Origin of the sequence: Variovorax paradoxus, from assembly GCF_009498455.1 — a bacterium.
Taxonomy (GTDB): domain Bacteria; phylum Pseudomonadota; class Gammaproteobacteria; order Burkholderiales; family Burkholderiaceae_C; genus Variovorax; species Variovorax paradoxus_H.
Map to the genome: position 1 here is coordinate 5,235,056 of NZ_CP045644.1, position 20,602 is coordinate 5,255,657.

Consider the following 20,602-nt stretch of genomic DNA (forward strand, 5'->3'; position numbering starts at 1 on the left):
GCGGGGGCGATCTGTCTCTGTTCGCACGGGACCGGTTGGCGACAATCGAGGCCCGTTTTCCTGGACATCCGATGACAGAACCACACAGCCGCGACCAGATCGCTGACCACATCGCCGCCGAGCTGGGCCACCGCTTCGACGGCGAGATCCTGGCCGGCGGCCACTACGTGCCGCTGGTGCGCGACGGCCGCACCGTTTATCTCAGCGGCCAGGTGCCGCGCGTGGGCACCACCGTGGTCGTCACCGGCCGCGTGGGCGATGCCGTGTCGCTCGACACCGCGCGCGAAGGCGCCCAGATCTGCGCACTGCGCAGCCTCGCGTTGCTGCGCCGGGCGCTCGGTTCGCTCGATGCGGTCGAGAAGGTGCTGCGCGTCGGCGTCTTCGTGCAGTGCACGGCCGACTTCACGCAGCAGAGCGAGGTGGCCGATGCCGCGTCCGACCTGCTGCACCGCGTGTTCGGCGAGGCCGGCGTGCATGTGCGCACGGCGGTCGGCGTCTATGCGCTGCCGAAGAACGCGACGGTCGAGGTCGAGATGACCGTCGCGACCACGCACGCGGCCTGAGCCTGCTGCGTCAGCCGCGCTCGCGGCGCGCGGGTTCGCTGCGGTGCAGGTGCACCGCCAGCGTGTCGCGCGGCGGGCGCACCGCGCATTGCGCGAGCAGCCGGCCGGCTTCTCCCCGGTGGTAGCCGTTGTGCGTCATGACGTGCGCCAGCATCTCTTCGCGCGTCATGCAGCCCTTGTCGCCGTCGGTGAACACGAAGGGCACCGACTCTGCCAATAGCGCCGGCGTGAGCGTGTCCAGATAGGCGAGGTACCAGCGATCGGACTCGGCCACGGCCGCGCGCAACTCGGCCAGCGCGGGCGTTTCGGGCGTGTTGTCGTCGGTGAAGCCGTGAGGCGTGCCCGTGAGATGGCCCGCGAAGATCCGGTTCACCACATGGGCATGGTTGACCACGCGGATCGCGGCATGGCGGGCGTCCGCGTGCTGCACGGGGTCGAGGCTGGCCATGCGGTCCAGCAATTCGTCGTTGGCCCACGCGTGGTACTGGAACAGCGTGCGCAGCAGGGGGGAGGCGCTCATGTCCGAACTCCTTCGACTCAATGTTCGCCGAGCATCCAGCGCGTGCGGTCGCCGCGTCCCGGCAGGTGCAGCGCGGCGGTGGCCGCGGGTGTCTCGGCCAGCAGCCGGCCCTTGCGGAACACCTTGAGCCGCGTCGCGCGCAGGCGGATGGCCTCGACCGGGTCGCGCGCCTGCAGCAGCACGAAGCTGGCGTCGCAGCCGGCTTCAAGGCCGTAGCCGTCCAGGTGCATCACGCGCGCCGCGCGCGTGGTCACGGCTTCGAAGCACTGGTGGATGCCGGCCTGGCCGGTCATCTGCGCCACGTGCAGGCCCATGTGGGCCACCTCGAGCATGTCGCCCGAGCCCATGCCGTACCACGGGTCCATCACGCAGTCGTGGCCGAAGGCGACGTTGACGCCGGCCGCCAGCAGCTCGGGCACGCGCGTCATGCCGCGGCGCTTGGGGTAGCTGTCGTGGCGGCCCTGCAGCGTGATGTTGATGAGCGGGTTCGACACCACGCTCACGCCGCTCTCGGCGATGAGCGGCAGCAGCTTGCTCACGTAGTAGTTGTCCATCGAGTGCATCGACGTGCAGTGCGAGCCCGTCACGCGGCCTTGCAGGCCCAGGCGCAGCGTCTCCGAGGCCAGGGTCTCGATGTGGCGCGAGAGCGGGTCGTCCGACTCGTCGCAGTGCATGTCGACCAGCTTGCCGCGCTCGGCGGCCAGCTCGCACAGCAGCTTCACGCTGGCGGCACCGTCGGCCATGGAGCGCTCGAAATGCGGAATGCCACCGACCACGTCGACACCCTTGTCGAGCGCGCGCGTGAGGTTGTCGACGCCACCCGGCGAGCGCAGCACGCCATCTTGCGGAAACGCGACCAGCTGCAGGTCGAGGTACGGCGCCACCTGGCGCTTCACCTCGAGCAGCGCATCGACCGCGAGCAGGCTGGGGTCGCTCGTGTCCACGTGCGAGCGGATCGCCAGCAGGCCCTTGGCCACGGCCCAGTCGCAGTACGCGAGCGCGCGTTCGATGAGCGCATCGGCCGTGAGCAGCGGCTTGAGCTCGCCCCACAGCGCAATGCCTTCGAGCAGCGTGCCGCTCTGGTTGACGCGCGGCTGGCCGTAGCTCAGCGTGGCGTCCATGTGGAAATGCGGGTCGACGAAATGCGGCGAGAGCAGCAGGCCTTGCGCATCGAGCGTTTCGTGCGCGGGCGCGGCGAGGCCGGGCGTGACCTCGGCGATGCGGCCGTCCTGCACGGCGACCGACATGCCGGTGCGGCCGTCGGGGAGGGTGGCGTTGGTGATGAGGAGGTCGAGCATCGGTGGGTGTCTTTTTTGAGGTGGCGTTCAGCGCGTACGTTGCGCGCGGAAGCGGTACTGTCCAGGCGCCGGCCCGACCTCGATGGTCACGCGGCGCAGCTTGTCGTCGTGGCCCGCGTCGGCCTTGGCGGTCACCACGATGCCGCGCGGCGTGGCGCGGCAGGTCAGGTCGCTCAGTGAAATCTCTGCGTGGTCGTTGTCGAGCTCGGCGATGGCGGTGGTGTGCACGGCGTACAGGCTGTAGTTGCGGTCGGCCTCGCCGCGCGCCATCCACTGCACGTAGAGGAACGATTGCGCGAAGGCTTCGGCGTGGATCACGCGGTAGGTGCCGTGGTGGTCGGGGCCCCAGGTGCCGCAGGTCTGCACCCAGGTGACGGCATCGTGGGTGGCGAAGCGCTCGGCGCCGTAGTCGGCACCGAGTGCATGGGCGCCGCTGCCGGCCATGGCGAGCAGCGTGGCGGCCAGCAGGCGACGGAGGCGGCGCAGCGTCATTGGCATGTCAGCGTTCCCCCTTGCGATAGGGTTTCATCAGCGCCTGCGGGTAGCTGGCCTTGCGGGCCACCAGCACCAGCGCCAGGATCGACAGCAGGTAGGGCAGCATCAGGTACAGCTGGTAAGGCAGCACGGCATCGCCCGATTGTTGCAGCCGCAGCTGCAGTGCGTCGAAGAACGCGAACAGCAGCGCGCCGAGCAGGGCCTTGCCGGGCCGCCACGACGCGAACACCACCAGCGCCACGCAGATCCATCCCCGCCCGTTCACCATGTTGAAGAAGAAGGCGTTGAAAGCCGACAGCGTGAGGAACGCGCCCGCCACGCCCATCAGCGCCGAGCCCGCCACGATGGCGCCGGTGCGCGTGGCCGCGACCGACACGCCCTGGCTCTCGGCCGCCTGCGGGTTCTCGCCCACCATGCGCAGCGCCAGGCCGAGCGGCGTGCGGTACAGCACCCAGGCCACGGCCGGCACCAGCAGCAGCGCGAACAGCGTGAGCGCGGTCTGTGCGTTGAGGATGGGCACGGGCAGCCAGTCCATCGGCGCGAAGGGCGTGATGGTCGGCGGCGTGTTCACCTTCGGAAAGCTCACGCGGTAGCCGAAGTAGCTCAGCGCCGTCGCCAGCAGCGTGATGCCCAGCCCCGAGACGTGCTGCGACAGCGCGAGCCCGACGGTCAGGAAGGCGTGCAGCAGGCCGAACACCATGCCCGTGAGCGCGGCCACGCCGACGCCGGCCCACAGCGGCGCGCCAGCGTACACCGCGAGCCAGCCGGTGAAGGCGCCCGCGACCATGATCCCTTCGATGCCGAGGTTGAGCACGCCCGCGCGTTCGCACAACAGGACGCCCAGCGTGCCGAGGATGAGCGGCGTGGCGATGCGCAGCACCGCGACCCAGAAGGCGGGGTTGGAAAGAATGTCGAGCAGATCGGTCATGGGGAGTTTCTCCCTCCCCGCTGGGAGGGCCGGGTGGGGCACGCGGCGCTCGATGTGGAGGCCGTTGCCCCCATCCCAGCCTTCCCCCGGAAGGGGAAGGGGCAAGACCGAAATCATGGGCGCCGTCATTTGGCCACCCGCACGCGGTACTGCGTGAGCAGCGTCGCCACCAGCACCGCGATCAGCGAGGCCGCGACGATCACGTCGGCGATGTAGGTCGGCACGCCCACGGCGCGGCTCATGGTGTCGGCACCGACCAGCACGCCGGCCACGAACACGCCGGCGGCGATCACGCCCAGCGGATGCAGGCCGGCGAGCATCGCGATCACGATGCCGGTGTAGCCGTAGCCCGGCGACATGTCGAGCGTGACGTAGCTGGTGCGGCCCGCCACCTCGATGGCGCCGGCCAGCCCGGCCAGCGCACCCGAGAGCAGCGCGACCATGACCACGGTGCGCGTCACCGGCACGCCGGCGAAGGCCGCGGCGCGCGCATTGGCGCCGACGGCGCGGATGTCGAAACCCAGCACCGTGTACTTGAAGATCGCCCACACGCACACTGCGAGCGACACGGCCCACAGCAGCCCGGTGTGCACGCGCGTCTGCGCGATGAGCTTGCCCAGCTCAAGGTCAGGCTGCAGCGACACGCTCTGCGGCCAGCCCATCGCCGTCGGGTCTTTCATCGGCCCGTCGAGCAATGCCGACACGCCGAGCAGCACGATGAAATTGATGAGCAGCGTGGTCACCACTTCGTCGACACCGAGCTTGTTCTTCATGAGCGCCGGGCCCAGCAGCATCAGCGCACCGGCCACCGCGGCGGCCAGCATCATCAGCGGGAACAGCAGCCACGGCGACAGTTCGAAGCCCGTGCCGCCGTGCATGCCGCCCACGGCCACGGCGGCGAGCGCGCCCGCGAACAGCTGCCCCTCGGCGCCGATGTTGAAGAGCCGCGCCTTGAAGGCGACGGTGGCGGCCAGGCCGGTGAGGATCAGCGGAATCGCGCGCGTCAGTGTTTCGCTCCACGCGAACACCGAGCCGAAGCCGCCCTGCAGCAGCAGCGCGTAGGTGCGGCCGACCGGCGCGCCGGCCCAGCGCACGAGCAGCGCGCTCACCAGCAGCGTGAACAGCACCGCGCCGATGGGCGCCAGTACCAGCGCGATGCGTGAGCTTTCGTGGCGTCGTTCGAGGCGCATCATGCGGCGGCTCCCGGGCGTTGTGGCGCGGTGGCGCCGGCCATCGCCAGGCCGATGGCCTCGCGCGTCCACGCCGCGGCGGGGCGCGCTTCGCCGAGGTGGCCGCCGTGCACCACGGCCACGCGGTCGCCGAGCGCGAGCACTTCGTCGAGGTCGTCCGAGATCACCAGCACCGCCGCGCCGGCATCGCGCGCGGCGATGAGCTGCTGCTGCACGTAGGCGACGGCGCCGATGTCCAGGCCCCAGGTCGGCTGGTGCGCGACGATGAGGCGCGGTGCGCGGTTCGGGTACTTCTTGTTGTCGGTGTCTTGTTCCATTGGCTCGGGCGCCAGCAGCGCCCGCCCCAGGATCAGTTTCTGCATGTTGCCGCCCGAGAGCGAACGAGCCGGCGCCATGAGGCCGGCGCCGCGCACGTCGAAGGCTTTCTCGATGCGCCGGGCATGCAGCCGCGCGGCCGCACGCCGCACGATGAACGACCAGCGCGAGAACACCGGGCTGCGCAGCCGCTCGGACACGGCGTTCTCCCACACCGGCAAATCGCCGACCACGCCGACCGCGTGGCGGTCTTCGGGGATGCGCGCCACGCCACGCTGCACCAGCCGGGCGGGCGAGGGCGGCAGCGCGCGGCCCATGAACTGCGCGGTGCCGGAGACGGCGCGGCGCGTGCCGCTCAGCAGCTCGGCGAGCGCGACCTGGCCGTTGCCCGAGACGCCCGCGATGGCGGTGATCTCGCCGGCGCGCAGCGTGAGCGACACCTCGCGCAGGCGGTCCTGCCCACCGTCTTTTGCCGACGCGGTACTCACATGGTCGAGCACGCAGACCGCGTCGCCCACCGATTTCGCAGGCCGGCGTTGCGGCGCTTCGACCGCATGGCCGACCATCCACAGCGCGAGCTGCGCCTGCGTGGTGTCGGCCGTGCGCGCCTCGGCCACGAGCTTGCCGCCGCGCAGCACCGCGATGCGCTGCGACACCCGCAGCACCTCGCCGAGCTTGTGGCTGATGAAGATCACCGACAGGCCCTGCGCCACCATCTGCGCGAGCGTGGCGAACAGCGCTTCACTCTCCTGCGGCGTGAGCACGGCCGTGGGCTCATCGAGGATCAGGATGCGCGCGCCGCGGTACAGCGCCTTGAGAATTTCCACGCGCTGGCGCTCGCCGACCGAAAGACTGCCGATGGTCGCGTCGGGCTGCACCGGCAGGCCGAAGCGCTGGGCGACCTCGAGCAGCCGCGCGCGGGCGGCGGCGCGGCGCGAGCGCGGGCGCCACAGCGGCTCGGTGCCCATCATCACGTTGTCGAGCACGCTGAGGTTGTCGGCCAGCGTGAAGTGCTGGTGCACCATGCCCACGCCGGCGGCGAGCGCGGCCTTGGGGTTGCCGGGCGGCAGGGCAGAGCCGAACACTTCGATGCGGCCTTCGTCGGCGACGTAGTGGCCGAACAGGATCGACATCAGCGTCGACTTGCCGGCGCCGTTCTCGCCGAGCAGCGCGAGCACTTCGCCGGCCTGCAGGTCGAGAGAGATGGCGTCGTTGGCCACGAGGGGGCCGAAACGCTTGGTGATGCCCTGGAGGCGAAGCACGGTGGGGTTCATGGGGACACAGGTTGCGGCGACAGACCGCGACAGAAATTTTCGATGGCCCGGGCGGAGGCAACGGGCGAGGCCTGCAGCAGGCCGTGGGGGCCGTCGAGCTGCACGAGGTGCAGCGCCGACAGCCCGCGCTGGATGGCCGCTGCCGCGCGGCGCGGCACCACGCGGTCCTGCAGCGCCTGCAGGTACATCGCGGGCACCCGCACCAGCGGCAGCTTGTCGCGCACGTCGACGCGCTGCACTTCCTTCATGCGGCGGGTCATGACGGCGACCGACACCTGCTTCAGCGAGGCCTGGAGCATGTCCGACAGGTGCGGCGCCGACGAGCCACCCAGCAGCAGGTGCCGCATCGGCGCGCGCATCAGCTTCGAATGCAGCAGGCGCATCGACAGCTCGAGCAGGCCCGCGCGCATCAACGCGAGGCCAAGCGCGGGCCGGCGCGCGAAGCTGCAGCACAGGATAAGGCCTTGCAGCCCCGGCGGGCGCGAGGCCGCGATGGAGATGGCCAGCGGCCCGGAAAACGATTCGCCGAGCAGCACGAAGGGCTCTTGCGTGGGCAGTTGCGCACGCACGAGCGGTTCGAGTTCGTCGTAGCCCAGCACTTGCTGGCCCGGGTAGCGCACGACGTCGATGGAGGCATGCGCTCCTAGGGCCTGCGCCAGCGGCGCGAAGAGATCGCCAGTGCCGTCCATGCCCGGCAGCAACACAAGACGAAGGGGCCGCTCGGGCGCCACCGTCACTTCCAGGCGGCCAGGAATGCCAGCATGACCTTGGCCGAGTTGTCGGCCGCGATGCTCATGAAGGTGCCCATCTCGTTCTCGCCGTCGCCGCCACCCGCGAGGTCGCTGAGCGAGCGGAAGGCGATGTAGGGCACGCCGTTGCTGTAGGCGACCATGCCCACGGCGGCGGTTTCCATGTCGAGCACGTTGGCCTGGAAGGTCTTGTAGGTGTATTCGCGGTAGGCCTTGTTGTCCATGAAGGCCTGGCCCGACACGCCGTTGCCGCCGACCACCAACTGCGGCTTGCGCGGCAGGCACTTGCCGGCGCCGCAGTTCGCCAGCTCGACGTTGCGGATGCTGCGCGCCACCTCGAGCATCTTCGGATCGGCTGCGAACCAGAACTTGCGCTCGATGCCTGGCTTAGCGGCCGAGCGCACTTCGACCGGGCGCGGGAAGTTCATGCCGAAGTTGGGCAGCGTGGCGTCGGTGATGAAGGGCGGCGCGCTGTACTTGCCGGGCGCGGTTTCGCGCGCCATGAGCACTTCGAGGTACTGGCCCCACTGGGCCGGCACCGTCACATCGCCCACATGCAGGGACGGGTTCACGCCGCCCGCGATGCCGCTGAACACGATGCCGGTGATGCGAAAGCGGTTGAGCACGAGCTGCGTGTTCATGGTCGCGTTCGTCATGCTGATGCCCGACAGGAACAACACCACGGGCTTGCCTTCGAGCGTGCCGGTAGTGAACTCGACGCCGTTCACGTTGTGTTTTCGAGGGCCTTGCACGCGCGTCAGCAGCAGCTTGAGCTCAGGCTCGAAGGCCGAGATCACGGCCAGGCGCGGCGTGTCGTCCAGCCGCGTGCTGCTGTTGATGCTGACGACGTCCGACGACTTGTAGACGCCGACGCAGCCCGTCAGCACGAGGCCGAGCGCGGCGGCCAGGACCGGGGCGCGCAGGCGCTGGAGAAGCGAGGAAGTGTTCATCGTCGTCATCATGAGTTGGTGGGCGGAAGTGGGGGGCGGTGTTCGGCGTCGGGCGTGGCGATCCACGCTTGCAGCGCGGCGACGCGCGCGTGCTTCGGTGCCAGGCCCACGAAGGTGGTGTAGGCGGTGAGCGCCTTGGCATCGTTGCCGGCCTGCAGGTACGCATCGCCCAGGTTCAGGTAGGCGAGGGCGCGGCTGCCGTCCATGTCGATGGCCTGCTCGAACCAGCGCGCGGCCTCGACCGGCTTGCCGCGCTTGAAGTACACGAAGCCGAGGTTGTTGGCCGCCAGCGCAAAGCGCGGCTGCAGCTTCAGTGCCTCGGTGAAGGCGGCTTCGGCCTCGTCGTAGCGGCGCTCGCGGTACAGCTGCAGGCCGCGGTCGTTGGCGCGCTGGGCGGCCACGCGTGGCGTGAGCGGCGCGGCGGCCGGCATGGTCAGCTTGGTGTCGGCGCCTTCGAGGTTCTTCACCACGACCTCGACGGCGGCCGGGCCGGCCTTGGTCGCCTTCGGTGCTGCGGCGGCGTGCACGGCCTGCTCGTTGGCCTGGTCGATGCGCTTGTTGACCTGGCTCGCGGCGGCGTCGAGCTGCAGGCTATCGCCGCTGAGGCCTTCGCGCTCGACGGGCAGCGCGAACACGAACTCGCCGCCCTCCGAGCCCGGCAGGCTGCCGAAGGCCGGCGTCTGCCGCGCGATGGCCGAGACCGCCGGCGCCACGTAGGCTGCGAGTTCGGTGCCGGTGATGACGCTGTCCCCGTTCAGGTCGGCCTTGCCCGACAGCGCCTGCAACATCGTCCAGGTGAAGACCGAGTGGCCGCCGGGGCCGTCGTCGGCCACCTGCTGGTCGGCGCCGCCGGCGGTGAGCATCTGGCGGCCGATGCGCCGCGCGTTGTCGGTCAGGAAGTTCCTGTTGCCCTGCGAGGCGCCACCGCGCGTGAGGCCCAGGCCGGAGTAGCAGGCGTCCACCAGAAACAGCACATGCTTGGCCGACAGCGCCTCGGCCACTTCCTGCAGCTGCGGCATCGAGATGGCGTCGGACGGCAGGTTGTCGAGCGCGGCATCGACCGGCACGATGTAGCCGACGTCGCGCCCGCTCGCGAGCTTGCGGGTGCTGCCATGGCCGGCAAAGAACACCAGCACGCGGTCGTCGCGCTTCACGCGCTTGCCGTCGGTCAGCTTTTCATTCAGCGCGCGCAGGATGTTGGCGCGCGTCGCCTGGTCGTCGTACAGCGCCGTGATGTTCTCGGGCTTGAAGCCGAAGCGCGTGACGAGGATTTGCTCCATCGCCTTGGCGTCGGGCACGGCGTGGTGCAGGCCGGGCCATTGGGCGTACTTGTCGATGCCTATCACCAGCGCGTGGCTTTCGCGGTAGAGCGTGTCGCCCGAGGTGGCGGCCACGCCGTCGTCGGGCGCCGCCTTTTTCGACGCGCTGACGACGAACTTGCCGTCGCGCCAGGTGGCAAAGCGGTAGCCGTCGGCCACCAGCTGGTCGAGCACGGTGGGCAGGGCCTGCACGGTGCGGCCCTGAATGTCGTGGAACAGGATGACGCCGCGCTTGGCCTTGTCGACCTCGGCCAGCACGCGGTCGGCGATCGACTTGGGCACCGGGTCGGCCCAGTCCATCGAGTCGACGGTCCACATCATCGAGCGCAGCTTGAGCGCCTCGACCGTGCTCAGCTTGGCTTCGTTGCGCGCGCCGTAGGGAAAGCGAAAGAGGGTGGACTGCGGCCGGCCGGTGGCGTCGAGCAGCGTTTCGGTTTCGCTGGCCTCGACGCGCACCGCGTCGTCGGTCATCTTGGCCATCATGCCGTGGCTGAAGCTGTGGTTGGCGAGCACGTGGCCGGCGGCCAGCACGCGCTTGGCCGTTGCGCCGTTGGCATTGAGCTGGGCCTTGCCCTGTGCGTCGAGCTTGCCCAGGTTGCGGCCAAGCTGGAAGAAGATGGCGGGCGCGTCGTAGCGCTTCAGGATCTCGAGGATCTCGTCGGTGTGCCTGGCGTGCGGGCCGTCGTCGAAGGTCAGCACGACGGTCTTGGCGGGCAGCGAGGTGCCAAAGATCTCGCGCGTGTCTGGCGCTTCCTTCTCCTTGGCACCGCCCGGCGGCTGCGTGTAGGGGACGATGGCGCCGAAGTCTTTCAGGATCTGTTCGCGCGAGTACAGGCCCTGCAGCTTGGCGACGTAGTCGGCCCATTTCTCGCGCTTGGGCTCGATGCCGCGTTGCGCAAAGCGGCCGAACACGTCTTTCAGTTCGCGGTCGTAGGCCTGCTCGATCTCGGCGAGCACGGCCAGGTCTTCGCTGGCGCGGCGGCCGAGCTTGAGCCCGGACAGCGACTGCGCCTGGCTGTAGCGCGTGCTCAGCTCGCCCAGGAATTCCTTGAACGCCAGCCGGTCGGCATCGAACCAGCTCGGCTCGCTTTCGATGCGTTCGAGCAGCGCGTTCAGGCCCGCCACCGTGGCCGGGTCTGTCGTGTTGTCGGCCTGGGCGATCAGCGCCTGCTGGCGCTCCTGCATCTCGTGAAACAGCTGCTGCCCGACGGCGCTGACGGCGCGCTTCTCGGCCGCGTCGAGCGCACGTTCGCCGGTCATCAGCACGATCATCTGGCGGTGCGCGGCGAGCACGGCGTCGGCACGCGCCTGCAGCGCGGCCGGAATGCCGACCGGTGGCGCGACCACAGGCGGCGCAATGGCAGCCGGTGCCGAGGCAGGTGCCGCCGCCGGGGTTATTGCCGCCGGCTCAGGTTGACAGGCGGCGAGCGCGGCGGCCAACGCCGCGACGGCCACACCATGGACTGCGGTCTGCCATCGCGCACGCTTCATAGGTTCCAGCAACTCCCTGTTTTTCTTGTTTTATTTCGCGGTCGACTTCGGCTGCGAATCGTCCACCTTCACAGTGAACTTGCCGCCCAGGATGTCGGCCTGCCTGGCCTTCACCTTGGCCGCGATGTCGGCCGGCACCTTCTTCTCGAAGGTGCCCAGCGGCGCGAGTTCGGAGCCCTTGTGCTTCATGTGCGAGTACACGCCGTAGTCTTCGGCGGCGAACTTGCCTTCCTTCACGAGCTTGATCGCGCGGTCGGCCGAAGGCTCGAAGTTCCACAGCGCCGAAGCCACCACCGTGTCGGGGTACTGGGCCTGCGTGTCGATCACGTTGCCGATGGCGAGCTTGCCCTTTTCCTTGGCCGCGTCCGACACGCCGAAGCGCTCGGCGTACATCACGTCGGCGCCCTTGTCGATCATCGCGAAGGCCGCTTCCTTGGCCTTCGGCGGGTCGAACCAGCTGTTGATGAAGCTCACGCTGAACTCCACCTTCGGATTCGTTTCCTTCGCGCCCGCCATGAACGCCTTCATGAGGCGATTGACTTCGGGAATCGGGAAGCCGCCGACCATGCCGATGCGGTTGCTCTTGGTCATGCCGCCCGCGACCATGCCGCTGAGGTAGGCCGGTTCCTGGATGTAGTTGTCGAACACCGAGAAGTTCGGCGCCTGCGGCTTCAACGACGAGCCCATGAGGAACGCGACCTTGGGAAAGTCTTTCGCGACCTTGCGCGCCGCCGCTTCCACGCCGAACACCTCACCCAGGATCAGCTGGTTGCCGCCCGTGGCGTACTCGCGCATCACGCGCTCGTAGTCCGCATTGCTCACGTTCTCGGTCGCCTTGTATTCGATCTCCCCCCGCGCCTCGGCCGCCTTCAGCGCCTTGTGGATGCGGCCCACCCATTGCTGCTCGAAAGGCACCGTGTACACGGCCGCCACCTTGAGCTTGGCCTGCGCGAGCGCAAGGCCCGGGGCACCGGCCGCAAGGGCTGCGGCAACGGCGATGGAACGAACGATCAACTGACGGCGTGCTGTCACGGTCTTCTCCTCGATAAATGAAAGAAACCAGCGCTGCAATCCCCATGCCCACCCAACAGAGCCCGCCCTCCCGGCGGGCTCCCTTCCAGCAAACACCGAGGAACTGGCTTCGCCAGGCCTCAGGTGTTGCCCCCGGTAGGGGGAAGGAGTAGCGACACGAAGTGCGCGAAGCCTGGGGGCGAGCCTTACTTCGTGCCGAAGATGCGGTCGCCGGCGTCGCCGAGGCCCGGCAGGATGTAGCCGTGGCTGTCCAACTCGCGGTCGATGGCAGCGGTGTAGATCGGCACGTCGGGGTGCGCGGCCTGCATCGTCTTGATGCCTTCGGGGCAGGTCAGCAGGCAGACGAACTTGATCGACTTGGGGTTGAGCTCTTTCAACCGCTCGACCGCGGCGACGGCCGAGTTGCCGGTGGCCAGCATCGGGTCGACCACGATCACGTCGCGGCTGTCCATCTCGCCGGGCATCTTGAAGTAGTACTCGACGGCCGTGAGCGTCTTGGGATCGCGGTACAGGCCGATGTGGCCGACGCGCGCGCCTGGCACCACCGTGAGCATGCCGTCCAGGATGCCGGTGCCGGCACGCAGGATCGACACCAGCACCACCTTCTTGCCGTCGATGACCTTGGCGTGCATGGTCTCCAGCGGGGTCTCGACCTCGATGTCCTGCATCGGCATGTCGCGCGTGACCTCGTAGGCCATGAGCATGCTGATTTCGTTCAGGAGCCGGCGGAAGCTGTTGGTGGAAGCGTCCTTGCGGCGCATCAGCGTGAGCTTGTGCTGGACGAGGGGGTGGTCGACAAGGTGGACGTTGCTCATTGGAGTCTTCTTTTGGTGTGCCGTTGCGGAAAACAGGAGAGTCTAAAAGACTAGAAGACGGTGCCGTCGCTCTCGATCAGCAGCGGTGGTGCACCGTCCCGCAAACGCTGTGCCAGCACCCGGCCCGCGGCCCAGGTGCCGCCTTCGAGCACGCAGGCCAGGGGCAGTTCTTCCTCGGTGCGGTCGAGCACCTTGCGCACGCGCGGCGCGATTTCATCCAGCAGCGCCACGGTCAGGGCGCGCCATTCGACGATGAACTCGTCGCCTGCCTTCCAGCGGCGGGTGAGAAAGGCCGCCTCGCGCGGCACGATCACGCCGCTGTCGATCAGCAGGCCGCCGTTGCGGTATTCGGGCAGGGCGGTGAGCGCGTCGAGCTGGCGCACCTTCACGCCGGCCCATTCGAAGGGTTCGAGCAGCGAATACGTGAGCCACTGCGACAGCTTGTGGAACGGCATCCAGCCGTTGGTGAGCCCGGGCCCGCGCACGGCGCTGTGGCGCCAGCAGTCGCCCAGCGCGAAGGCCGGGTCGCCGGTGCCGCCCAGGTTGTCGCTGCCATCGGCCGCCAGGCTGTCGATGGCATTGGCCGCGGGCCAGATGCGCGAGAGGGTTTCGAGCAGCAGCGACAGGATCTGGTGCGCGGTGATCTCGGCCGTGGGCGGCGAGGCCGCGCCCAGCGGGGCCACGAGCGCATCGAAAAGCCCGGCGGGCCGGCCGTCGTCGCCGAAGGTTTCGGGCTGCTCGCTCATCGCCTCGCCGAGCCGGCGCAGCAGCACCGTGCGCCCGGCCAGGCCGACGAGCGGGTTGACGTCGCTCACCTGGAAGGCGTCGCCCAGTCGGTCGGTCACGAGGCCGCGCAGGCCGGCTGCGTCGACCTGCAGCGGATGGTCGGGGTCGGACGAGAAAAGCCCGCTCGTGAACGCATGGAAGCTCGCCACGCCCAGGCCTTCGGAGCGCGTGAAGCGCTGGCCGCTGGCCGATTCGGTGTAGTGCCAGGTGGGGCCGGCGCCGGCGTCGAGCAGCACGCTCACGAGCACGAGGTCGATGTAGGCGCGGGCGCGCTGGCGGGCGTCGATGCCTGTGCCGAGCAATGCATCGAGCTGCTGGCGGCGATCGACGCCGCCGGCCTCGAAATGGCGCCAGCGGCTGTGGTACGGGATGGTGTCCCACGGGTAGCGCTCGCGCGTGACCTCGGCCACGGTGCGCGCGGCGTCTTCGAGCGCGTCGTCGTTGCCGATGCGGAACCACTGCGATTCGTCGCGGCGCGCGCGCGCCAGCAGGGCGCCGGCACGCTGGCGGATGGCGGTCGTGGTGCGCAGCAAGGTGGCGGCGCCGGCCGGGTGGGCGGTGTCGGGCGTGAATTCGATCGACGGATCGACATCGCCCGCGCCGCCGGGGCGCAGGCTGCCGGAACCATCGGCGGGCAGGTTGATGTCGGTGCTTCGGCTCATTCGCTCAGTCCTCGGCCCTTGGCCTTTTTCAGTTCCTCTGCGTCCGGCACGGGGCCGGGGGTGAAGTAGCCGGCCGCCATCTTGGCGTCCATCTCGACGCGGGCGTCGGCCGGGATCAGTGCGTCGGGAATGTTCACGCGCTCGCCGATCTCGATGCCCGAGCCGGTGATGGCGTCGAACTTCATGTTGCTCATCGACACGAGGCGGTGGATCTTCTGGATGCCGAGCCAGTGGAAGACGTCGGGCATCAGCTCCTGGAAGCGCATGTCCTGCACGCCGGCCACGCACTCGGTGCGCGCGAAATACTGGTCGGCCGTGTCGCCGCCGACCTGGCGCTTGCGGGCGTTGTAGACGAGGAACTTGGTCACCTCGCCGAGCGCGCGGCCTTCCTTGCGCGAGTAGGCAATGAGGCCCACGCCACCGCGCTGCGCGCCCTGGATGCATTCCTCGATGGCGTGCGTGAGGTAGGGCCGGCAGGTGCAGATGTCGGAGCCGAACACGTCGGAGCCGTTGCACTCGTCGTGGATGCGCGCGGTGAGTTCGACGGCGGGGTTCGCCAGGTCGCGCGGGTTGCCGAAGATGTAGAGCGTCTGCCCGCCGATGGGCGGCAAGAACACCTCGAGGTCGGAGCGCGTGACGAGTTCGGGGTACATGCCACCGGTTTCCTCGAAGAGCGTGCGGCGCAGGTCGGTCTCGGAGCAGCCGAAGCGGCGCGCTACCTCGGGCAGGTACCACACGGGTTCGATGGCCGCCTTGGTCACCATCGCGGCGCCGCCGGTGGTGAGGAAATGGCCGTCGGCCTTGAGGCGGCCGCTTTGCAGCGCCTCGATCACCTCGGGCAGGATCACGTGGGCCTTGGTGATCGCGATGGTCGGGCGGATGTCGTAGCCGGCCGCGAGTTCGGTGGAAAACACGTCGGCCACCAGCGCGCCCCAGGGGTCGAGCGAGACGATGCGCCCGGGTTCGCTCCACTGCGGATAGGGGCCGATGATGTCGGTGGGCGCGGTGTTGGTGAGGTCGGCCTTGTGTTCGCGCTTCAGGGCACCGGCCGCCACGGCGAGCGCGCGGTAGACGCTGTACGAGCCGCTGTGCGTGCCGATGACGTTGCGGTGCGCGCGCTTGGTGGTTGTGCCGACCACGGGGCCACGCTCGGTGGCGGTGGCCGCGCCCCACTGGATGGGCAGGGCGCCGAAACCGCCGGCATGTGACGTCAAGCGGATGTGGCCTGTCGACGTGGAGGGATGCAGCGCAGGGTGGGGTGCCGTGCCAGCCGGCAATGCGGAAGGGATCGCGGTGCTATCTACGGACATTGGGAGCCCTCAAAAAATGCAATGTACCGAGCACTTGTGCGGCTGGCAAGCGAGGGCCCGCGCGGGCTGGCCGCGCTGTTGCGCATCGACCTTCAGGCGGGCGACGAACGCAGGCCGTAGGTCTTGCCGTGCACGAACAGGTACTCGGCGCGCAGCACCGCGTCGCCTTTTTCGCCGGTGAAGGTGAAGCCGAGCACCGCCACGGGCGTGCCGGGCTTGATCTCCTCGACCCCCCAGGCCTGCAGCCGCGTGAGCGGGGCCAGTTCGACCTGCCACTTGCGGTCGCGCCGCGTCGGCAGCTGCGCCTTGGCCAGCAGCGCCGGGCCGTCGACCGATGCGCTCTGGTGGGGCAGGGGCCGCTGCTTCAGGTCGGGCGGCAGCGCGAGCTTCTCGGGCAGCTCGAGTTCCAGTTCGCCGTGCGGATTGCGCCAGCTCACCTTGGTGGCGCGGCCTTCCAGATACAGCGGGCGCTCCTGGTCAAAACTGCTCCAGCCGTGGTGGGCCCAGGCGGGCAGGGCCAGGCCGATCGAACCGGCCACGAACATGCGTCGATGCAGCATCGCGTTCTCCTTGGTCAGGCATAGGCAATCCAGCGCCCGCAGATGATGACAGCGAGCCAAAACCCCAGCGAGAGAAGGCATTGCGCCTTGCCGAAGCGGTCGGTGGCGGCCACGCCGCTGCGCCAGTGAAAGAGCGCCGCATTGGCGCCGGCCAGAGCGATCAGGCCCAGCTTGACGCGAAAGGCGTTGTTCGCCAGCAGCTCGTCGGGTTGGCCCGAGAACATGGTGAGTCCGGTGACGGCGCACAGCCCGAAGCCGACAAGGGCCGGCCGCAGCGTGAGGCGGGCCAGCATCGGCGCCGGCAGCTCGCGGCCCAGGCCGAGCGCGCGCAGCTCGAACACCAGCAAGCCGCCGAACAGCAGCGCAATGCCCACGATGTGCGCCGCCTCCAGCGCCGGGTAGGCCCAAGGGTGCGAGACGAGTCCGGCCAGCATCGGCGCAGCTTAGCGGAGCCCCGCCGGGGAGGGCACAATCGCTTGCAATCTTTTTGACAACGGCTGTAACCGGCCCGCCGGATGGCACGAACCACTGCAGGACGCACGACGGATTGGGGCGACGCAGAAGCGGCGCTGCGCAGCCTGTTCCTTCGCGGGCTCGGGGGCGACGCTGACGCGTACCGCGAGTTTCTGCAGAAGCTCAGCGCGCACCTGCGCGCCTTTCTGGGCAAGCGCCTCTTCGGCTGGCCCGATGAAGTGGAAGACCTTGTCCAGGAATGCCTGCTCGCCATGCACAACCAGCGCCACACGTACCAGACCGACCAGCCGTTGACGGCCTGGGTGCATGCGATTGCGCGCTACAAGATGATCGACCTGCTGCGCGCCAAGTCGGTCCGCGAAGACCTGCATGACCCGCTGGACGACGACCTGGCCGTGTTCGCCGAATCCGCCACCGAGGCCAGCGACGCGAAGCGCGACCTCGGCGGCCTGCTGCAGACTTTGCCCGAACGCCAGCGTCTGCCGATCGTGCACGTGAAGATCGACGGCCTCTCGGTGGCCGAGACGGCGCGCCTCACGGGCATGTCGGAGTCGGCGGTGAAGGTCGGCATCCACCGCGGCCTGAAAGCCCTGGCCGCGAAGTTCGCAGGTGGAGCCTCATGAAGACCGACGACCTCATCGACCTGCTGGCCGCCGGCGACGTGGCCGTGCAGCGTCGCAGCGCCAGCGGGCGCATCGGGTGGGCGGTGCTTGCGGCGCTCCCGCTGTCTTTCGTGATCCTGTTCGCCGCGTACGGGCTGCGGCGCGATCTGGTGCAGGCGATGTTCTGGCCGATGTTCTGGGTCAAGGTGCTGTTTCCGCTGTGCGTCGCGGCCGCCGCCTTCGTGACGCTGCAGCGGCTGGCCCGGCCCGGCGTGCGTGTGCGTCACGCGTGGTGGGGCGGGGTGCTGCCGGTGCTGGGAATCTGGGCGCTGGCGGCGCTCGCCTGGTTTTCACTGCCGGCCGAGGAGCGCATGCCGTCGCTGATGGGGCAGTCGTGGCGCATCTGTGCGTTGAGCATCGGCGTGATGGCACTGCCCGTGTTCGCGGCCACCTTCGTGGCGCTGCGCGGGTTGGCGCCGACGCGGCCCGGGTGGGCGGGTGCTGCGGCAGGGGCGCTGGCCGGCGGGCTCGGCGCGGCGGTCTATGCGCTGCGCTGCCCCGAACTCACGGCGCCGTTCCTGGCGGTCTGGTATGTGAGCGGAATCGCCGTACCGATGCTGCTGGGCGCGGCACTGGGGCCGCGCCTGCTGCGCTGGTAGCGGGGGCGCTGTTTCAGCGCTTCTTGCTGCCGAAGATCCCGCCCAGCACGCCGCGCAAGATCTCCTTGCCCACCGACGTGCCCATGGTGCGCACCGCCGACTTGGCCATGGTCTGCACGAGGCCGTCGCGCTTGCCCCCGCGCGGGCCGGTGCTGCCGAAGAGCATGTCGTTGAGCATGCCGCCCATGCCGGACGATTCTTCCGCTGCCGCGGCCCCGCCCTTGGCGCCCGCAGCCGGCGCATCGGGTGCGCTCTCGGCGCGGCCCTTGAGCTTTTCGTAGGCCGATTCGCGGTCGACTGTCTTCTCGTACACGCCGGCCACCAGCGAGTTGGCAATCAGCGCCTTGCGCTGGTCGGGCGTGATCGGGCCGAGCTGGCTGCCCGGCGGCAGCACGTACACGCGCTCGGTGATGCTCGGACGGCCCTTGGAATCCAGGAAGCTCACCAGCGCCTCGCCCACGGCGAGTTCGGTGATGGCGGTCTCGATGTCCAGGCCGGGCTTCTGGCGCATGGTGCTGGCAGCAGCCTTCACGGCCTTCTGGTCGCGCGGCGTGAAGGCGCGCAGCGCGTGCTGCACGCGGTTGCCCAGTTGGGCCAGCACCGAGTCGGGAATGTCGAGCGGGTTCTGGGTGACGAAGTACACGCCGACGCCCTTGGAGCGCACCAGCCGCACCACCAGTTCGATGCGTTCGACCAGCGCCTTGGGCGCCTCGTTGAACAGCAGGTGGGCCTCGTCGAAGAAGAAGGCCAGCTTCGGCTGCTCGGGGTCGCCGATTTCGGGCAACTGCTCAAAGAGCTCGGACAGCATCCACAGCAAGAAGGTGGCGTACAGGCGCGGCGAGTTCATGAGCTTGTCGGCCGCCAGGATGTTCACCACCCCCTTGCCGCCCACCGTCTGCATGAAGTCGGAGATGTTGAGCATCGGCTCGCCGAAGAACTTGTCGCCGCCCTGGGTCTCGATCTGCAGCAGGCCGCGCTGAATGGCGCCCACGCTGGCGGCGCTGATGTTGCCGTACTCGGTGGTGAACTGGCTCGCGTTTTCGCCCACATGCTGCAGCATGGCGCGCAGGTCTTTCAGGTCGAGCAGCAGCATGCCGTTGTCGTCGGCGATCTTGAACACCAGGTTCAGCACACCGGCCTGGGTTTCGTTCACGTCGAGCATGCGGCCCAGGAGCAGCGGACCCATGTCGGACACCGTGGCCCGCACCGGATGGCCCTGTTCGCCGAACACGTCCCACAGGGTGACGGGGCAGGCGGCGGGCTCGGGCACCTCGATGCCGCGTTCCTTGAGCGTGGCGGCCAGCTTTTCGCCGACGGCGCCTTTCTGGCTGATGCCGGTCAGGTCGCCCTTGACGTCGGCCATGAACACCGGCACGCCGATGTTCGACAGCTGCTCGGCGATGGTCTGGAGCGAGACGGTCTTGCCGGTGCCGGTGGCGCCGGTGATCAGGCCGTGGCGGTTGGCCAGGCCGGGCAGGAGGGCGCACTCGATGGTGTCGTGGCGTGCGATCAGAAGGGGGTCGGCCATGGGGCGCTCCGGGTCGTATCGAAGCGCGCAGTCTAATCAACCGCCACTCCTATAATTCACGACCCCGCACGGTCGTCCAGGAAAAAAGTTCAGGAGGTTTTTTTGTCATCGACTGCTCAGCCCCCCATTCCCGCCACTGGCGATGCATCCGAACAGTCGCCGATCGAAAAAGAGCTGGCCGTGTTGCTCGTGAACGCGCTCAATCTCGAAGTCGCGCCTGAAGAGATCGTTCCCACCGACCCGCTGTACGGCGAAGGTCTGGGCCTCGACTCCATCGACATCCTCGAAGTCGCGCTCGAAGTTTCGCGCCGCTACGGTTTCCAGCTGCGCTCGGACGACGAGCGCAACCAGCAGATCTTCCAGTCGCTGCGTACGCTCGCGACCCACGTCGCCGAGCACCGCAGCGCCACCTGATCCATGTCTCGATGGCGACTCGTCCTCCTGCTGCTGGTGGGGGTCACGTATGCCGGCCTTTCCCACTGGATGACGCTGTTCCACGCCACCGAACCCTGGGCTGTGGTGGTGTTGCTCGGCCCGCTGTGGATCGCGGCCATGGGCTTCGCCGCCAGCTGGTTCGGCCGCTGGGGCCTCGCAGCCGCCGCGGCGATGGGCATCGGCGGTTTCTCGCTCGTCTTCCTCGGTGAGGCGGGCGACACCAACCGTCTGTATGTGCTGCAGCACGTCGGCATCAACGGCGCGCTCTGCGGCTGGTTCGGCTCGACGCTGCGCGGCAAGGGCTTGCCGCTGATCACCCAGTTCGCGCAGCGCGTGCACCCCCTGAAGGGGCACATGCTGTCGTACACGACGCATCTCACGCAGGTGTGGACGGTGTACTTCGCCGTCGTGGTCGTCTCGTCGATCGTGGTCTACCTGACGATGTCGTTCTCGGCCTGGTCGCTCTTGGCCAACGTGCTGTCGCCGCTGAGCGTGGCCCTGCTGTTCGTGGGCGAGCACCTCGTGCGCTACCGCCTGCACCCCGAATTCGAACGCACGCGGCTCGTCGATGCGGTGCGCGCGTTCTACGGCACCTCGACGGTGGACCACGGCGCCGGCGGCCAATGAAACAGGCGCAGGCAGCCCGC

Annotated in this window: 21 protein-coding genes; 5 read left to right on the top strand and 16 right to left on the bottom strand. The window is 69.0% G+C overall.

What is annotated here, in order from left to right; translation table 11 throughout:
* Nucleotides 1-71: 71 nt before the first annotated feature.
* A complete protein-coding gene (locus GFK26_RS24155) occupies nucleotides 72-563 on the top strand; it encodes a RidA family protein (protein WP_153284201.1) in 492 nt (163 codons plus the stop codon).
* A gap of 10 nt (nucleotides 564-573) precedes the next feature.
* Here GFK26_RS24155 and GFK26_RS24160 read toward each other — a convergent pair whose 3' ends face one another.
* From GFK26_RS24160 to GFK26_RS24230, 15 genes are all read right to left on the bottom strand, one after another.
* Nucleotides 574-1,083, bottom strand: coding sequence for a DinB family protein (locus GFK26_RS24160; RefSeq protein ID WP_153284202.1), 510 nt, complete (start codon nucleotides 1,081-1,083; stop codon nucleotides 574-576).
* A gap of 17 nt (nucleotides 1,084-1,100) precedes the next feature.
* A complete protein-coding gene (locus tag GFK26_RS24165; protein ID WP_153284203.1) occupies nucleotides 1,101-2,381 on the bottom strand; it encodes an amidohydrolase family protein in 1,281 nt (426 codons plus the stop codon).
* A gap of 27 nt (nucleotides 2,382-2,408) precedes the next feature.
* A complete protein-coding gene (locus tag GFK26_RS24170; protein ID WP_228121762.1) occupies nucleotides 2,409-2,879 on the bottom strand; it encodes a hypothetical protein in 471 nt (156 codons plus the stop codon).
* Between the two features lies 1 nt (nucleotide 2,880).
* Nucleotides 2,881-3,804 carry an ABC transporter permease gene (locus GFK26_RS24175; protein ID WP_099789232.1) on the bottom strand — a complete coding sequence of 308 codons (924 nt, stop codon included), beginning with the start codon at nucleotides 3,802-3,804 and terminating at the stop codon, nucleotides 2,881-2,883.
* Between the two features lie 125 nt (nucleotides 3,805-3,929).
* Nucleotides 3,930-4,994 (bottom strand): ABC transporter permease, encoded by a 1,065-nt coding sequence (locus GFK26_RS24180; protein ID WP_194274141.1) that lies wholly within the window; start codon nucleotides 4,992-4,994, stop codon nucleotides 3,930-3,932.
* Nucleotides 4,994-6,583: an ABC transporter ATP-binding protein gene (locus tag GFK26_RS24185; RefSeq protein ID WP_153284205.1), complete on the bottom strand. Its 1,590-nt coding sequence runs from the start codon at nucleotides 6,581-6,583 to the stop codon at nucleotides 4,994-4,996. The genes GFK26_RS24180 and GFK26_RS24185 overlap by 1 nt, the downstream gene beginning before the upstream one ends.
* Nucleotides 6,580-7,272, bottom strand: coding sequence for an alpha/beta fold hydrolase (locus tag GFK26_RS24190; RefSeq protein ID WP_228121763.1), 693 nt, complete (start codon nucleotides 7,270-7,272; stop codon nucleotides 6,580-6,582). Before GFK26_RS24190 ends, GFK26_RS24185 begins: the two co-directional genes overlap by 4 nt.
* 44 nt (nucleotides 7,273-7,316) lie before the next feature.
* Complete coding sequence (locus GFK26_RS24195) at nucleotides 7,317-8,282, bottom strand: 5'-methylthioadenosine/S-adenosylhomocysteine nucleosidase (protein ID WP_228121764.1); 966 nt, start codon at nucleotides 8,280-8,282, stop codon at nucleotides 7,317-7,319.
* 8 nt (nucleotides 8,283-8,290) lie between these two features.
* On the bottom strand, nucleotides 8,291-11,092 hold the full coding sequence (locus GFK26_RS24200; protein ID WP_153284207.1) for a polysaccharide deacetylase family protein: 2,802 nt from the start codon (nucleotides 11,090-11,092) through the stop codon (nucleotides 8,291-8,293).
* A 30-nt stretch (nucleotides 11,093-11,122) separates the two neighbouring features.
* A complete protein-coding gene (locus GFK26_RS24205) occupies nucleotides 11,123-12,124 on the bottom strand; it encodes a BMP family protein (protein WP_153284208.1) in 1,002 nt (333 codons plus the stop codon).
* A 185-nt stretch (nucleotides 12,125-12,309) separates the two neighbouring features.
* Nucleotides 12,310-12,939: a uracil phosphoribosyltransferase gene (upp, locus tag GFK26_RS24210; RefSeq protein ID WP_153284209.1), complete on the bottom strand. Its 630-nt coding sequence runs from the start codon at nucleotides 12,937-12,939 to the stop codon at nucleotides 12,310-12,312.
* Nucleotides 12,940-12,989: 50 nt separating this feature from the next.
* Nucleotides 12,990-14,387 carry a URC4/urg3 family protein gene (locus GFK26_RS24215; protein WP_153284210.1) on the bottom strand — a complete coding sequence of 466 codons (1,398 nt, stop codon included), beginning with the start codon at nucleotides 14,385-14,387 and terminating at the stop codon, nucleotides 12,990-12,992.
* Entirely contained in the window at nucleotides 14,384-15,697 is a 1,314-nt protein-coding gene (locus GFK26_RS24220; protein ID WP_228121765.1) for a GTP cyclohydrolase II, read from the bottom strand. The genes GFK26_RS24215 and GFK26_RS24220 overlap by 4 nt, the downstream gene beginning before the upstream one ends.
* Nucleotides 15,698-15,789: 92 nt before the next feature.
* Nucleotides 15,790-16,257 carry a DUF6152 family protein gene (locus GFK26_RS24225; protein ID WP_153284211.1) on the bottom strand — a complete coding sequence of 156 codons (468 nt, stop codon included), beginning with the start codon at nucleotides 16,255-16,257 and terminating at the stop codon, nucleotides 15,790-15,792.
* Nucleotides 16,258-16,271: 14 nt separating this feature from the next.
* Complete coding sequence (locus GFK26_RS24230; protein ID WP_153284212.1) at nucleotides 16,272-16,691, bottom strand: hypothetical protein; 420 nt, start codon at nucleotides 16,689-16,691, stop codon at nucleotides 16,272-16,274.
* Nucleotides 16,692-16,772: 81 nt separating this feature from the next.
* Between GFK26_RS24230 and GFK26_RS24235 the strand changes: the two genes are divergently transcribed.
* Both GFK26_RS24235 and GFK26_RS24240 read left to right on the top strand, forming a co-directional pair.
* Nucleotides 16,773-17,354, top strand: a complete 582-nt coding sequence (locus GFK26_RS24235; RefSeq protein WP_153284213.1) for a sigma-70 family RNA polymerase sigma factor — start codon at nucleotides 16,773-16,775, stop codon at nucleotides 17,352-17,354.
* On the top strand, nucleotides 17,351-17,992 hold the full coding sequence (locus tag GFK26_RS24240; protein ID WP_153284214.1) for an NrsF family protein: 642 nt from the start codon (nucleotides 17,351-17,353) through the stop codon (nucleotides 17,990-17,992). The genes GFK26_RS24235 and GFK26_RS24240 overlap by 4 nt, the downstream gene beginning before the upstream one ends.
* 13 nt (nucleotides 17,993-18,005) lie before the next feature.
* On the opposite strand, the gene GFK26_RS24245 is transcribed toward GFK26_RS24240, so the two are convergent.
* Nucleotides 18,006-19,520, bottom strand: a complete 1,515-nt coding sequence (locus GFK26_RS24245; protein ID WP_153284215.1) for a helicase HerA-like C-terminal domain-containing protein — start codon at nucleotides 19,518-19,520, stop codon at nucleotides 18,006-18,008.
* Nucleotides 19,521-19,622: 102 nt separating this feature from the next.
* Between GFK26_RS24245 and GFK26_RS24250 the strand changes: the two genes are divergently transcribed.
* Both GFK26_RS24250 and GFK26_RS24255 read left to right on the top strand, forming a co-directional pair.
* The gene (locus GFK26_RS24250; RefSeq protein ID WP_062482694.1) at nucleotides 19,623-19,934 is read left to right on the top strand and encodes a phosphopantetheine-binding protein; all 312 of its coding nucleotides are present in this window, start codon (nucleotides 19,623-19,625) and stop codon (nucleotides 19,932-19,934) included.
* Nucleotides 19,935-19,937: 3 nt separating this feature from the next.
* Nucleotides 19,938-20,582: a hypothetical protein gene (locus GFK26_RS24255; RefSeq protein WP_153284216.1), complete on the top strand. Its 645-nt coding sequence runs from the start codon at nucleotides 19,938-19,940 to the stop codon at nucleotides 20,580-20,582.
* Nucleotides 20,583-20,602 lie beyond the last annotated feature (20 nt).

Bases quoted from the DNA above. Each gene is read 5' to 3' on its own strand.
- GFK26_RS24155 (WP_153284201.1), top strand. From the start codon at position 72: ATGACAGAACCACACAGCCGCGACCAGATCGCTGACCACATCGCCGCC.
- GFK26_RS24160 (WP_153284202.1), bottom strand. From the start codon at position 1,083: ATGAGCGCCTCCCCCCTGCTGCGCACGCTGTTCCAGTACCACGCGTGG.
- GFK26_RS24165 (WP_153284203.1), bottom strand. From the start codon at position 2,381: ATGCTCGACCTCCTCATCACCAACGCCACCCTCCCCGACGGCCGCACC.
- GFK26_RS24170 (WP_228121762.1), bottom strand. From the start codon at position 2,879: ATGCCAATGACGCTGCGCCGCCTCCGTCGCCTGCTGGCCGCCACGCTG.
- GFK26_RS24175 (WP_099789232.1), bottom strand. From the start codon at position 3,804: ATGACCGATCTGCTCGACATTCTTTCCAACCCCGCCTTCTGGGTCGCG.
- GFK26_RS24180 (WP_194274141.1), bottom strand. From the start codon at position 4,994: ATGCGCCTCGAACGACGCCACGAAAGCTCACGCATCGCGCTGGTACTG.
- GFK26_RS24185 (WP_153284205.1), bottom strand. From the start codon at position 6,583: ATGAACCCCACCGTGCTTCGCCTCCAGGGCATCACCAAGCGTTTCGGC.
- GFK26_RS24190 (WP_228121763.1), bottom strand. From the start codon at position 7,272: ATGGACGGCACTGGCGATCTCTTCGCGCCGCTGGCGCAGGCCCTAGGA.
- GFK26_RS24195 (WP_228121764.1), bottom strand. From the start codon at position 8,282: ATGAACACTTCCTCGCTTCTCCAGCGCCTGCGCGCCCCGGTCCTGGCC.
- GFK26_RS24200 (WP_153284207.1), bottom strand. From the start codon at position 11,092: ATGAAGCGTGCGCGATGGCAGACCGCAGTCCATGGTGTGGCCGTCGCG.
- upp (WP_153284209.1), bottom strand. From the start codon at position 12,939: ATGAGCAACGTCCACCTTGTCGACCACCCCCTCGTCCAGCACAAGCTC.
- GFK26_RS24215 (WP_153284210.1), bottom strand. From the start codon at position 14,387: ATGAGCCGAAGCACCGACATCAACCTGCCCGCCGATGGTTCCGGCAGC.
- GFK26_RS24220 (WP_228121765.1), bottom strand. From the start codon at position 15,697: ATGTCCGTAGATAGCACCGCGATCCCTTCCGCATTGCCGGCTGGCACG.
- GFK26_RS24225 (WP_153284211.1), bottom strand. From the start codon at position 16,257: ATGCTGCATCGACGCATGTTCGTGGCCGGTTCGATCGGCCTGGCCCTG.
- GFK26_RS24230 (WP_153284212.1), bottom strand. From the start codon at position 16,691: ATGCTGGCCGGACTCGTCTCGCACCCTTGGGCCTACCCGGCGCTGGAG.
- GFK26_RS24235 (WP_153284213.1), top strand. From the start codon at position 16,773: ATGGCACGAACCACTGCAGGACGCACGACGGATTGGGGCGACGCAGAA.
- GFK26_RS24240 (WP_153284214.1), top strand. From the start codon at position 17,351: ATGAAGACCGACGACCTCATCGACCTGCTGGCCGCCGGCGACGTGGCC.
- GFK26_RS24245 (WP_153284215.1), bottom strand. From the start codon at position 19,520: ATGGCCGACCCCCTTCTGATCGCACGCCACGACACCATCGAGTGCGCC.
- GFK26_RS24255 (WP_153284216.1), top strand. From the start codon at position 19,938: ATGTCTCGATGGCGACTCGTCCTCCTGCTGCTGGTGGGGGTCACGTAT.